This window comes from Hydrogenovibrio thermophilus (assembly GCF_004028275.1).
In the GTDB taxonomy this organism is placed as follows: Bacteria; Pseudomonadota; Gammaproteobacteria; order Thiomicrospirales; family Thiomicrospiraceae; genus Hydrogenovibrio; species Hydrogenovibrio thermophilus.
The window spans coordinates 874,571-887,456 of the sequence record NZ_CP035033.1; the positions used below are offsets into that span (position 1 = coordinate 874,571).

10 protein-coding genes and 3 tRNA genes are annotated in these 12,886 nt (G+C 51.2%); 7 read left to right on the forward strand and 6 right to left on the reverse strand.

Features of this window, described 5'->3' with window-relative positions; translation table 11 throughout:
• Nucleotides 1–54: 54 nt before the first annotated feature.
• The gene (locus EPV75_RS04035; protein ID WP_128384547.1) at nucleotides 55–828 is read left to right on the forward strand and encodes a TatD family hydrolase; all 774 of its coding nucleotides are present in this window, start codon (nucleotides 55–57) and stop codon (nucleotides 826–828) included.
• Entirely contained in the window at nucleotides 825–2,684 is a 1,860-nt protein-coding gene (locus tag EPV75_RS04040; protein WP_128384548.1) for an ABC transporter ATP-binding protein, read from the forward strand. Before EPV75_RS04035 ends, EPV75_RS04040 begins: the two co-directional genes overlap by 4 nt.
• 97 nt (nucleotides 2,685–2,781) lie before the next feature.
• Here EPV75_RS04040 and EPV75_RS04045 read toward each other — a convergent pair whose 3' ends face one another.
• The 4 genes from EPV75_RS04045 to EPV75_RS04060 form a co-directional block, all read right to left on the reverse strand.
• Nucleotides 2,782–5,013, reverse strand: coding sequence for a methyl-accepting chemotaxis protein (locus EPV75_RS04045; protein ID WP_192894029.1), 2,232 nt, complete (start codon nucleotides 5,011–5,013; stop codon nucleotides 2,782–2,784).
• A 247-nt stretch (nucleotides 5,014–5,260) separates the two neighbouring features.
• Nucleotides 5,261–5,336 (reverse strand) — tRNA-His (locus tag EPV75_RS04050).
• Nucleotides 5,337–5,364: 28 nt separating this feature from the next.
• Nucleotides 5,365–5,441, reverse strand: a tRNA-Arg gene (locus EPV75_RS04055).
• 54 nt (nucleotides 5,442–5,495) lie between these two features.
• Nucleotides 5,496–5,572, reverse strand: a tRNA-Pro gene (locus tag EPV75_RS04060).
• 162 nt (nucleotides 5,573–5,734) lie between these two features.
• On the opposite strand from EPV75_RS04060, the gene folD reads away from it, so the two are divergent.
• Nucleotides 5,735–6,586: a bifunctional methylenetetrahydrofolate dehydrogenase/methenyltetrahydrofolate cyclohydrolase FolD gene (folD, locus tag EPV75_RS04065; RefSeq protein ID WP_127119992.1), complete on the forward strand. Its 852-nt coding sequence runs from the start codon at nucleotides 5,735–5,737 to the stop codon at nucleotides 6,584–6,586.
• 122 nt (nucleotides 6,587–6,708) lie between these two features.
• Here the strand turns inward: folD and EPV75_RS04070 are convergent, their stop codons facing one another.
• Nucleotides 6,709–7,644 (reverse strand): AraC family transcriptional regulator, encoded by a 936-nt coding sequence (locus EPV75_RS04070; RefSeq protein WP_128384549.1) that lies wholly within the window; start codon nucleotides 7,642–7,644, stop codon nucleotides 6,709–6,711.
• A gap of 253 nt (nucleotides 7,645–7,897) precedes the next feature.
• On the opposite strand from EPV75_RS04070, the gene EPV75_RS04075 reads away from it, so the two are divergent.
• From EPV75_RS04075 to EPV75_RS04085, 3 genes are all read left to right on the forward strand, one after another.
• Nucleotides 7,898–8,317 carry a cyclophilin-like fold protein gene (locus tag EPV75_RS04075; RefSeq protein WP_225972388.1) on the forward strand — a complete coding sequence of 140 codons (420 nt, stop codon included), beginning with the start codon at nucleotides 7,898–7,900 and terminating at the stop codon, nucleotides 8,315–8,317.
• A gap of 55 nt (nucleotides 8,318–8,372) precedes the next feature.
• Complete coding sequence (locus EPV75_RS04080) at nucleotides 8,373–9,530, forward strand: (R)-mandelonitrile lyase (protein WP_128384551.1); 1,158 nt, start codon at nucleotides 8,373–8,375, stop codon at nucleotides 9,528–9,530.
• A gap of 114 nt (nucleotides 9,531–9,644) precedes the next feature.
• Entirely contained in the window at nucleotides 9,645–10,742 is a 1,098-nt protein-coding gene (locus tag EPV75_RS04085) for an NAD(P)-dependent alcohol dehydrogenase (protein ID WP_225972389.1), read from the forward strand.
• A gap of 116 nt (nucleotides 10,743–10,858) precedes the next feature.
• On the opposite strand, the gene EPV75_RS04090 is transcribed toward EPV75_RS04085, so the two are convergent.
• Nucleotides 10,859–11,509, reverse strand: coding sequence for a DUF5610 domain-containing protein (locus tag EPV75_RS04090; RefSeq protein ID WP_128384553.1), 651 nt, complete (start codon nucleotides 11,507–11,509; stop codon nucleotides 10,859–10,861).
• Between the two features lie 274 nt (nucleotides 11,510–11,783).
• On the opposite strand from EPV75_RS04090, the gene prfB reads away from it, so the two are divergent.
• Nucleotides 11,784–12,879 (forward strand): peptide chain release factor 2 gene (prfB, locus tag EPV75_RS04095; protein WP_127119988.1). Its coding sequence is split into 2 segments (ribosomal slippage): nucleotides 11,784–11,855 and nucleotides 11,857–12,879, totalling 1,095 coding nucleotides; the frame shifts between segments, so codons are not numbered across the junction.
• The last annotated feature ends 7 nt before the right edge of the window (nucleotides 12,880–12,886 follow it).

The following is a 12,886-nucleotide window of genomic DNA, read 5'->3' on the forward strand; positions in this document are numbered from 1 at the left end:
ACGGGGGTGTTCGTGAATGGATGAGCATCACACCCAAAATAAACGAGTTTTACTATGATTATTGATTCACATTGTCACCTGAATATTTTGCCCGACGATGTCGGCGGAACGGAAGAGGTGCTGGAAAAGGCACATGAATTGGGCGTCGATAAAATGATGTGCATCGCCATTGGCCCCGGCGCCTGGCATGAGGTGCTGACGTTGGCGGACACGCACGAAGAAGTCTATGCCGCCATCGGTATTCATCCATGTGAACCCAAAGACGTGGTCACCACCGATGATGCCCTGTTAAAGGCGGCGTCGCACCCGAAAGTGCTTGCGGTGGGGGAAGTCGGTTTGGATTATTATCATTTTAATGCCGACGATGAGGACATGACGTGGCAGGCGGATCGTTTTCGGCAAATGATTCGGTTGGCCAAGCAGTTGGATAAGCCGCTGGTGATTCATACCCGTAACTCCACTCCGGATTGTTTACAGATTCTGAAAGAAGAAGGGGCAGACCAGGTCGGGGGCATTATGCATTGTTTCGTCGAAGATTTGGCGACGGCACAGGCGGCGATGGCGTTGGGCTTTTACATTTCCTTTTCCGGCATCGTGACTTTCAAAAACGCTAAAGAATTGAAAGAAGTGGCCAAAGCCATTCCGCTTGATCGCATTTTGGTGGAAACCGATTCGCCGTACTTGGCGCCGGTGCCATATCGCGGCAAAACCAACCAACCGGGTTATACCCGTTACGTGGCCGAAGAAATTGCGCGCTTAAAAGATTTGCCGTTGGAGACCGTGGCCGAAGCCACCACGGCCAATTTCAAGCGCTTGTTTAAGTTATGAGTCAGGTTGGAGCCGGGAAAAGCGACGACGCCTTAGTGAGTGTGTCGGCGGATCAATTGGGGCAACCGGAATCAACGGCGGCATCCGATCGTCCGGCGTATAGTTGGCAGCGTATTTTCGACTTGGTCTTGCGCCATAAATCACGTCTGATTAAAGCCCATATCATTGCGTTGTTCGCCATGCTCGCCACGGTGCCTTTGCCGTTGTTGTTGCCGTTGCTGGTGGACGAAGTGTTGCTGGATAAACCCGGTTGGATTGTGCATTCGTTGAATGATGTGATTCCGCTGGCTTGGCAAACCGCACTCGGCTATATCCTGATTGTGACCTTGATTACCATTTTGTTGCGTGTGCTCGGGGTGGTGTTCGGAGTGTGGCAGGTGCAGCAGTTCACCGTGATTTCCAAAGACGTGACCTTTGGCATCCGCAAGGACTTGCTGGCGCGGATTCAAGGCGTTGCCATGAGTCAGTATGAAACCATGGGCAGCGGCAGCGTGACGGCCACGATGGTGAATGACGTCAATACCATCGACACCTTTTTGGGCACGACCGTCGGCAAGGTGATACTGGCGATTTTCTCACTGGTCGGGGTGACGGCCGTGCTCTTGTGGCTGCATTGGGAACTGGCCTTGTTCATCCTGTTGATGAACCCCATCGTAGTGTATTTCACCATGCGGATGGGGCGCGCGGTCAAAACCCTGAAAAAAGACGAAAACACCGCCATCGATGCTTTTCAGCAGGCGTTGTCGGAAACATTGGACGCCTTGCAACAGGTACGTGCCGCCAATCAGGATACGCCGTTTTTCCGCCGGATTCTCGGCAATGCGCAGGACATCAAACGCCATTCCGAAGCCTTTACCTGGAAGTCGGAAGCTGCCAGCCGCATTTCGTTTTTGATTTTTCTGGTCGGGTTCGACATTTTCCGTGGCGTCAGTTTTCTGATGGTGGTGTTTTCCAACCTGTCCATCGGCGAAATGATGGCGGTGTTCGGGTACCTTTGGTTCATGATGGGGCCGGTGCAGGAAATTCTCGCCATTCAATACGCTTACAGTGCCGGTAGCGGGGCGTTGCAGCGCATCAACAATGTTCTCGATTTGGAGCAGGAACCCAAATACCCGCAAAAGCAGAACCCATTTGACGCCGATACCGTTTCGGTGGAAGTCAAAAACCTGTTTTTCCATTATCCCGGCAAAGACGAAGCCGTATTGCATGATCTGAGTTTTACCATTCAGCCAGGAGAAAAACTGGCGTTTGTCGGTGCCAGTGGCGGGGGCAAAACCACGCTGGTGCAATTGCTGCTCGGTTTTTATCAACAAGATGCCGGCGAGGTGTTATATAACGGGGTGTCGATTAAAGACATCGGCCAGCAGTGCGTGCGGGAAAATGTGGCCACTGTCTTGCAGCAACCCGTGCTGTTTCAGCAGAGCATTCGTTTCAACTTGACGCTGGGGCAGGATTTGGCGGATGAGCAATTGTGGCAGGCGTTGGAAATGGCGCAATTGAAAGAGGTGGTCGAGAAGCTGGAACATCGTTTGGACACGATGGTCGGCCGTAACGGCATTAAATTGTCCGGTGGTCAGCGTCAACGCCTCGCCATTGCGCGAATGATTTTGCAGGATCCGAAAGTGGTGATTATGGACGAAGCGACGTCGGCGTTGGACATGGAGACCGAACGCCAGCTGTACGTCGATTTAGCGCCTTTCCTGAAAGGGCGAACCACTTTGATTGTGGCGCACCGTTTGAGTTCCATCAAGCAGGCGGACCGCATTCTTGTCTTTGAAGACGGTCACATTATCGAATCGGGCAGCCATGAAGATTTGGTGGTTTCCGGCGGGACTTATCAGCGCCTGTATCGTTAGAGTCATCGTGTTAAGGCACATAAAAAACCACCAGGCCTGGTGGTTTTTTCAATTCAAACACAAGGTGACCGTTCCATCGGCGGTTCCCTCTGGTGGTTTAAAAATCACTCCATTCATCGGACGCCTTTTCCGACTCGTGACTGTCAGACGGTTTCGGTTCTGCAGGCGCGTTTGATTTTTTAGCCGGCGGTAAGCTGGCAGGTTTGGTATCCGTCTTTTTGGCCGGTGGCAGATGAACTGATTGACCGGTTTTGAAAAACGCCATGTTCCGGTCAAGGCTTTCGGCCTGCTCGTTCATGCTGTCGGCGGCGGCGGCCGTTTCTTCTACCAGTGCCGCATTTTGTTGAGTGACTTCGTCGATTTGACTGATGGCTTTATGCGCCTGGTCGATGCCTTCCATCTGCTGGTTCGAGGCTTGCGAGATTTGTTCGATCATCTGGGCGACTTCATTAATGGATTGATTAATGCCTGACAGAACCTCGCCCGACTCCGAGGCCAGTTGCGTTCCTTGGTCGATGCGGGCGACACTCTCGGTGATTAGGCTGGTGATTTCCTTGGCGGCATCGGCTGATTTTTGTGCCAGTGAACGGACTTCGCCGGCCACGACCGCGAAACCACGCCCGTGTTCACCGGCCCGTGCCGCTTCAACGGCGGCGTTGAGTGCCAGCAAGTTGGTTTGGAAGGCGATGCCATCAATCAATGTAACGATGTCGGAAATTTTGTGGCTGGATTCCTGAATCGCATTCATGGCTTCAATGGTCTGCTTCATCACTGTAGAGCCGCTGTTGGACTGGCCTTGTACCGTATGGGCCACTTCCGAAGCTTCCTTGGCATGTTGGGCGTTGTTTTTCACGCTGGAGGTCATTTCTTCCATGGTCGAAGAGGTTTCTTCAATGGCGGCGGCCTGTTCTTGAACCCGTTGGCTTAAGTCCATGGCGCCTTGCGCCACTTCCTGAGAGCCCTGCGAGACGACTTGAGATGCCTGAGCCGTTTGATTGATGACATCGGACAGTTTGGTGACGGTGTTGTTGACCGTTTGTTTGAAGTCGTCCAAATGGCCTTTGTAATCGCCGTTGATGGTTTGGGTGAGGTTGCCTTGCTCGATTTCCTTTAAGACCTGGATGGCTTCATTGACCGGCTGCACGATGCCGTCCAGTATCCGGTTGATGCCTTCAATCATTTGTTTCCAGTCGCCTTGGAATTGGTTGGCGTTGGCGCGTTTGTCGAGTGCGCCATCGGCCACGGCTTGAATCAACATGTCGGTGTCGGCGGTAATCGCTTTGAGGTTATGGCGAACCGCTTCAATAGCGTTGTTGATAAACGCTTTTTTGCCGGGAAGCTTTTCAATGTCGGCCCCGAAATCGCCTTTACCGAACGATTCAAACACGGCCATGGCTTTCTTTTTCACTTGAATGTGTCCGTCAACCATCTTGTTGACGCCGGTGGCCATTTTTTGGAAATCGCCCTGGAATTTACTTTCGTCGACATGGACATCGATGTCACCGGCATCGTGCTGTTGAGACATGTGGTCCATGTCCTGCAATAAGGATTGCAACGTGCCTTGAACGTGTTTCATGGCATTCAATAATTGTCCGGTTTCGTCTTCGGTCCGAATATCGATGTTTGTGGATAAGTCACCCGCGGCGATGGCGTTGGCGGTATCGATGGATTGGTGGAGTTGCCGGGCAATGTTTCTGGGAATGGAATACCCCAGCCACAAAGCACCAATTAGAATCACGCCCAATACTGCCATGGCGATGTTCTGGAATTGTTCAAGTTGCTGGGCTAGGTGTTCGCGTATCTCGACGGATTTCGACAAAGCCGCTTCGCCGGCTTTATCCAGGTTGTCGCGTAATGCGGAGAACTTCTGTTCGGCATCCTGGCGCAGCGCGCTGATTTCTTCCGGTGAGGCTTGTCCGATGGCGGCGACCAACTTGTCTGATTGTTGTTTCCAGGCGGCAAAGTCGGCTTGAAATGCGGAGGATTTTTCCAGCACATCCGGGTAATCCTGCATATTGGTTTGGTACTTGGCATAACGGTCGGCGACTTGCTGGGCGTTTTCAACGCGAGAGGCGTTTTCGGCCTCGGCATCGCCGTAGCGCGCCAATAAGTTCAACTCGGCTTCTTTGGCCTGATACAAATCCCGGTCCGCATTGAGCGTTAAGGAAATGGATTGGACAAATTTATCCGCTTGCAGTTGGATGGAGTGCTCTTGCATCTTGAGCATCCAGGATGACGCCGCAAGCAACAGAATGATGGAAATGGCCAGTGTGACAATGGGAATTGTACTTTTGACTCGAATACTGTTGAGTGCTTTTGCGTTTGTCATTAGTGCAGACCCTTTATTGTTTTAATTGTTGAAGCGTTTACATGCATACATGCAATATTTTCATTAATTATATAGGGGGTATCTTGTATTTTTGTGATAAAAAATTTTTACGAGGATTGAATGCTTTTATTTCAGTATTTGATGTTATGTGTTTAAGAGGAAAGAAAGGGAAGGGAGCTTGGACATACGAATCGGTTTCAGCGATGAAAGAATGCTGAGTGTTACAGGATTATTTGAATGGGGAAAATGGGGCGAATGACGGGGATCGAACCCGCGACAACAGGAATCACAATCCTGGGCTCTACCAACTGAGCTACATCCGCCATAGTGGTTTGAAAGACATACCGTAAATGGCACGCCCATCAGGATTCGAACCTGAAACCCTCGCCTTAGAAGGGCGATGCACTATCCAGTTGTGCTATGGGCGCTTATCGAACCTCTTAGATATCGTGCTGAATAGTGAGCATCAACAAGATAAAAATTGGTCGGAGTAGAGGGATTTGAACCCCCGACCACCTGTACCCAAAACAGGTGCGCTACCAGACTGCGCTATACTCCGAAAAGATGCGGCGTATTTTATAGACCGGACGGTAAGCTGTCAATAATTAAAAGCAGGAAATATGAAAAAATTTTTACATGCGGTTTTGGCGACGAACCCCATGAAATCAGTTATTATATCCAGCTATTTTCGTATTAATTTGTTTTAAATAGGATTTTTCACATGACGGCAAAAATTTTGGATGGAAAGGCCATTGCTCAGGAGTTGAGAGAGAGTATTCGTGCGGAAGTGGACGCACAGGTTGCGAAAGGGCAAAATCCGCCAGGCCTGGCCGTTATTTTGGTGGGTGAAGACCCGGCTTCCCAGGTATATGTGAGAAACAAAAAGATTGCGTGCGAGAAAGCCGGCTTCAATGATGTGTCGATGGTGTTGCCGGCCGACACGACCGAAGAACAGTTGTTGGCGGAAATTGACACTTTGAATGCCCGTGACGATGTGCACGGTATTATTGTGCAACTGCCGGTGCCGGATCACATCGACCCGGAAAAAATCATCGAGCGTATTGACCCGAAAAAAGACGTGGACGGTTTCCACGCTTATAACATGGGGCGTTTGGCGACGCGCATGCCTGGGTTGGCACCTTGTACGCCGCACGGCGTCATGACCATGCTGGAAAAAACCGGCATTCCGCTGCGCGGATTGGACGCCGTTGTCGTGGGTGCGTCCAATATCGTGGGGGTGCCGATGGCATTGGAACTGTTGAACGCCCGTGCCACAGTCACGGTTTGTCACAGTGCCACCAAAGATTTGGCGCAGAAAGTGTCCGAAGCCGATTTGGTGGTTGTGGGCGTCGGGATTCCGAATATGGTGAAAGGCGAGTGGATTAAAGACGGTGCCATTGTGGTGGATGTGGGCATTAATCGTTTGGACGACGGCACTTTATGCGGTGATGTGGAATACGATGTCGCCAAAGAAAAGGCCAGTTGGATTACCCCGGTGCCGGGCGGTGTCGGGCCGATGACGATTGCCACCTTGATGCAAAACACTTTGCAGGCGGCTTACGCTCAGTCGTAACCGAATTGTCCAAAACCGCCAGGCCTGGCGGATATCTTATTGTTCAGCCGTTCGGCTGAACATTCATTCTCTTTTTATCGCAGCTGATGGTTGATGGCCTTAAATCGTATTGTCGTTTGAGTTTAAGCCGTTTGTGAGTTTTGGCGCAAGGCTTCAATATCCCGTCTCGGTGGCGCGCCGAACAGGCGACTGTACTCCCGGCTGAATTGCGAGGGACTTTCGTAACCGACCTGAAATGCGGCGCGTGCCGCTTCCATGCCTTCATTGAGCATTAAACGTCGGGCTTCATTTAAACGTAACCATTTTTGATATTGCAACGGACTTTTGGCCGTGAGTTGGCGGAAGTAGTGGTGCAGGCTGGAACTGCTCATTTGCACATGGTGCGCGAGTTCATCAATCCGAAGCGGTTGGGCGTAATTCAGTTTCAGCCAATCGATGGCGCTGGCAATCCGCTGGCTTTGACTGCCGACTGAAACAATTCGCCACAACCGTGGTGCCAAATCCGTTTGCAGTAAGCGGTAATGAATTTCCCGTTCAATCAGCGGGGCCAAAACAGTCATGTCGTCGGTGTGGTCCAACAAGGCCAGCAACCGCGTAAAGGGTTCCAATAATTCCGGGGTGACGGTTCCGAGAACAGCGCTGCTTTCCGCCGCATCGCCGCGTGGAATCGGCCGTTTGGTTTGTGAAATCAATTCCGCAATGATGCGCATATCGAGTTTTAAAACCAAGCCCAAAGAGGGGGTTTCGGGGCTGGCTTCCAGCACTTGTGAGCTGGCCGGCAAATCCAGTGAGGTTACCAGAAAGCGTTCGGTATTGTATTCATGCACATCGTCGCCAATCAACATTTGTTTGGCGCCTTGCACCACGAGCACAATGCTCGGTTCGATCAAACACACACACGGATCCGAGGGCGCTTCCCGTCGGAAAAACGATAGATTGGGAATCGCCGTCGGACAGTCTTCCTGATCCAGGGTCAAACGGTTAATCACCGCGGCCAGTTCATCATGCAATGCTTGAATGGCAGATGTGTTTGGTGTTTTGTTATGTCCGGTTGTCATGGCATTTCTCCCATTTATTTCACTTCATACGATACCGTTTCCTATAGTGCGTTGTCGAATACCAATTTAATTTTCTGGTGGATTAGGCAAGAAATTTGCCTAATTAATATACCTTTTAAGGTGGGTTTCGATGCAATATGGTATCCAACACTTAAGTTATCTTTGGCTGAGAAGAGCCGAGTGTCGCAGTTTTAGGAGTGAGTGGTGAGATGACAAGGTTATTGAAAAAAGCCTATGGGGGTTATTGGCATTAATGACCCACGCCGCTTTTGCACAAAACGAGGCCACATCCATGGAAAGAGAGTCGTTTATGAAAATACGCCTGGTGGTGGAAAATGCCGTGGTGGAAGCCACCTTGGATGATAACGCGACCAGTCGGGATTTTGCGGCGATGTTGCCATTGGATGTGACCTTGTCTGATTACCATCAAACCGAAAAAATCGCCGATTTGCCGTCGACCTTGTCGACGGATGGCGCGCCGGACGGTATCGACCCAGCCATTGGTGACATCACTTATTACGCGCCCTGGGGCAATCTAGCAATTTTTTACCGAGATTTTGGTTATGCGCGAGGCCTGGTTCGCCTTGGGCGCATCGATTCCGGCATTGAAACGCTTATTCAACAAGGTGAGTTGCGCGTGCGAATTGAACGTGTTCAAGACGATCCGGACTGATTAAAGTCAGTCCGGACAGAACGTAATAAGTTTCAACTAGGAAGGAGAGAAGGATATGCAGACTCGACCATTTTTCAGAGCGTTTTTGATTGCGCTTAAGAGCAGTTTCGCCACACTCGGCTTTGCGCAAAGCGATCTCCCGCAAAACCAGGCCCAGACCCTGTACCCGCTTGATACACAAGAGACCTTTAACGGCCCGGACGCTTACTTTACCGGAGATGTGTCGGTGAAAATGTTGTTTCCCAACAACGAAACAGCACATTACTCCGGCGCTTATGTCACCTTTCAACCCGGTGCGCGAACCGCGTGGCACCAGCATCCCGCCGGGCAGCATATGGTGGTGACGTCGGGCACGGCTTTGACCGGCACCCGAGACGGACAGGTGATAGCGTTTGAGAAAGGCGAAACCGTCTGGTGTCCGAAAGACATTGACCATTGGCACGGTGCTACGCCGGACGCGGCCATGACCCATTTGGTGGTGACGGGGAGTTTGGACGGTGAAAATGTGGTGTGGAAAGAAAAAGTCTCCGATGCCGACTATCAGTTGGCGGTGGCTGCCAATGTCTCCAAAAAACTGGATATTCAATCTTTGACGTTACAGCAGCAGGCGTTGGTACCGATTTCGGCCTTAACGGCCAGTGGGGATTTGACGGCCTTGGAAGCCGCGATGCAAGCCGGCTTGGACGCTGGGTTAACGGTGAATGAGATCAAGGAAATTCAAGTGCATCTCTATGCTTATGTTGGTTTTCCGCGCGCGCTGAATGGTATGGGGACTTTGATGAAAGTCGTCGAAGCCAGACGTACCCAAGGTATTAAAGACCCGGTAGGTGACGCGCCCGGATCGATTCCAAAAGGGCAGACCAGCCGCGAGTTCGGTGAAAAAGTACAGACCGAATTGGTGGGTCACCCGGTGAGCGGGCCTTTGTTCGACTTCTCGCCGGCGATGAATGAGTTTTTACAGGCGCATTTATTTGGTGACCTGTTCGCACGCGGGATTTTGGATCACCAGGCCCGAGAACTGGTCACGGTGGCTGCTTTGGCTAATATGGACGGCGTGGAACCGCAGCTGAATGCGCATATCGGTATGGCGTCCAATGTGGGGTTAAGTCGACAGCAATTGCAGGATGTGGCCAGGGTGCTGAGTGCCCGTGTCAGCCGGGAAGCCGGATTAAGAGTCGACAACGCGTTAAAAGCGGTGCTTGCGAAGAACTAGCGGGTGTCTGAATGGAATTCAAAATCGGATAACAGGAGTCATGAAATGGATAAGAAGAAAGGTCTGACCAGACGGGAATTTATTGAAACATCAACCATTGCAGGAGCCAGTCTTATGTTAGGAAATACACCAAATGCATCGGCCGCCGAAACACCGGCCAACCAAAACATTCCATCCAGAGGTTATGCCGCCACGGATGAGTCGGGCATTTTAACGCCTTGGGAGTTTGAACGTCGCCCGGTCGGTGACAATGACGTGCTGATTGATATCAAGTTCGCCAGCATTTGCCATTCCGACATTCACCAAATGAAAGGGCACTGGGGGCCACAACAGTATCCGCAGGTGCCGGGCCATGAAATCGTCGGGGTGGTGGCTGCCGTCGGTAAAAACGTCACCAAATTTAAGGTCGGAGACCGTGCCGGGGTCGGTTGTATGGTCGATACCTGTCTGGAATGTGAGGACTGTAAGGGACAGGGCGAGCAGTACTGTCCGGAAACCACCTTCACTTACGGCTATCCGGAAGAAAGTTCTCCGACGGGCATTTCTCAAGGGGGCTATTCCAATAACATCGTGGTACGCGATTATTTTGCGGTGCACATTCCGGAAAGCATTTCCTTTCAGGAAGCGGCTCCGTTATTGTGTGCCGGCGTCACCACTTATTCTCCGATCATGAAAGCCGAGTTTAAGAAAGGCGATAAGGTTGGGGTGGCCGGTATCGGTGGTTTGGGGCACATGGCGATCAAGCTGGCGGTGTCGAAGGGCGCGGAAGTTTATGCGTTTACCACCACGCCGGACAAAGCCAAAGATATTTTGGCGTTCGGTGCCAAAGAAGCCATTGTTGTGGACGATTTGCAGAAGCTGGCCCCTTACAAAGGGATGTTGGATTACATGATCACCACCATTCCAGTGCAGTATGATGTGGCGGCCTACGCTTCAGTGGTGAAGCCGAACGGTTTCTATACCCAGGTCGGGATGCCGGAAGGGTTTGCGCTGACGTTAAGCGCGATTGGCATGTCGATTAACCGGGTGAATTTCAATGCTTCCTTGATTGGGGATATGAAAGAAACCCAGGATGTGGTCAATTATTGCGCCAATCACAAGATTTACCCGCAGATTGAAGTCATCAATGCCGAACAGGTGAATGAGGCCTGGAAAAATGTCGTGGACAAAAAAGCGCGTTATCGTTATGTCATTGATGCCGCGACGATTTAAACCACGGTGACAGACGTATAAGGCCTATTGCTGTATTATGGCGTTTGACCGTAAACAAAAAAAGCCCCGCAATGCGGGGCTTTTTATTTTCCGAGCTGAGAAGTTGGAATCGTGGGTTAAACGGTTTCCGTGTCGGTGCCGGTGTCGTCACTGTCCGGCGTGGCTTCTGCTTCCTCTAACGGCGGTAAGCCCAAATAGTCCCGACGGAAGTTTTCCATGCCTTTATTGACCAAATCGGTGGTGGTCGTGAAGTTGTCCTTGACCATGCCGTCGAACACTTTGAGTTCTTCCAGAATGCCTTGGGCTTCGTCAAAGCCTTGCTGCAACCCGCCGCCAACGACTTCCATGAATTTGTTCATCAGTTCTTCACCTTCCAGTTCCGGGTGGACTTTTTTAAAGCCTTCCAGGAAGCCGGTGGCACCACTGAGAATACGGTCGGCGGTGTTTTCCGGCGACCAATATTCCATACCACCTTGTTTTTCCAGGTTCTCCAAACTAATGGCATTTTCGCCCAGGTCTGGTGCCAGAATGTCATTCAGGTTGGTAATGGCCGATTGGTAGGTCATTTTCAATGCGTTGCCGATGGCCTCGTCGGAGTTGCCGAACAAATGTGCCACCAGGCTGGCTTGGTTTTCGTTGCGGATGGCGATTTGGTCGAATTTCATTTCCTGCCCTTTCTGGGCTTTGTCCGACGCGAGGGCTTCACTTTGGGTGCCGGCCAGTTTTTGGTAGGCCTGTAATCCGGGTGGTATCTGTGAAATAGACATGACGATTTCCTTTTTCTGGTATTCGGTCTGGAGAAATCTTATTGTTTTTGAACCACTTTTCGTTGCTTTCATCTTAACGGTTTTTCGTTGTTTGAGAAAGCCTTTTCTCCAAAATCGTTATCGGCTGAAGGTTTGAAAACTTAAGAAAAATTTGCCTTCAGGTAATGAAAAAACCGATTGGCCAGTGTGCTGAGAAAAGTGATGTGACTGGCTGATAATAAAGGCAAAAAGTGGTATCATTCCGCTTTTACAGAAAAAGCACATTTTTACGGATATGGAACTCAACCCGATTTACACCAAAATCAAAGATTTTACCGAGCGCACAGACGTGCTTAGGGGGTATCTTTGACTATGAAACCAAGCAAGAACGATTAGTCGAAGTCGACCGCGAACTGGAAGACCCGGCGGTCTGGAACGACCCGGAACGCGCCCAGAATTTAGGGAAAGAAAAAGCTCAGCTGGATAAGGTGGTGAAAACCATCCAGGATTTGGACGGCAGTTTGGAATCGGCTCAGGAAATTCTGGAAATGGCCGAAATGGACGAAGACCAGGAAATGGTCGATGAGGTCGTCAGCGAGCTGGAGCGTCTGGAGCAGGAATTGGATCAATTGGAATTCCAGCGCATGTTCTCCGGCGAACTGGACCCGAACAATTGTTATCTGGAAATTCAGTCCGGTTCCGGCGGGACCGAAGCGCAGGATTGGGCCAATATTCTGTTGCGCATGTATTTGCGCTGGGCGGAAAGCCATGGCTTCAAAGCGGAGTTGATGGAAGTCTCGGCCGGGGAAGTGGCCGGCATCAAGAGTGCCACCGTCCATGTGCAGGGCGATTATGCCTTTGGTTGGCTGCGTACCGAAACCGGCGTGCATCGTTTGGTGCGTAAATCGCCGTTCGATTCCGGCAACCGACGTCACACCTCGTTCGCATCGGTCTTCATTTCGCCTGAAATCGACGACAGTTTTGAAATCGAAATCAATCCGGCGGATTTGCGAATCGACGTTTACCGCGCCAGCGGTGCGGGCGGTCAGCACGTTAACCGGACCGAATCGGCGGTACGTATCACTCACTTGCCGACCAATACGGTCACGCAATGTCAGAACGGGCGTTCCCAGCATCAGAATAAAGCGGAAGCGATGAAACAATTACGTGCCAAGCTCTATGAGTTGGAGATGTTGAGCCGTAACGCCGAGAAACAGGAGTTGGAAGACAGCAAATCCGACATCGGGTGGGGCAGCCAGATTCGTTCTTACGTGCTGGATTCCGGTCGCATCAAGGATTTACGTACCAATGTGGAAACCGGTAATACCACAGCGGTGCTGGACGGTGATCTGGACCAGTTCATCATCCCGAACCTGAAAGCAGGTGTCTGACATACAC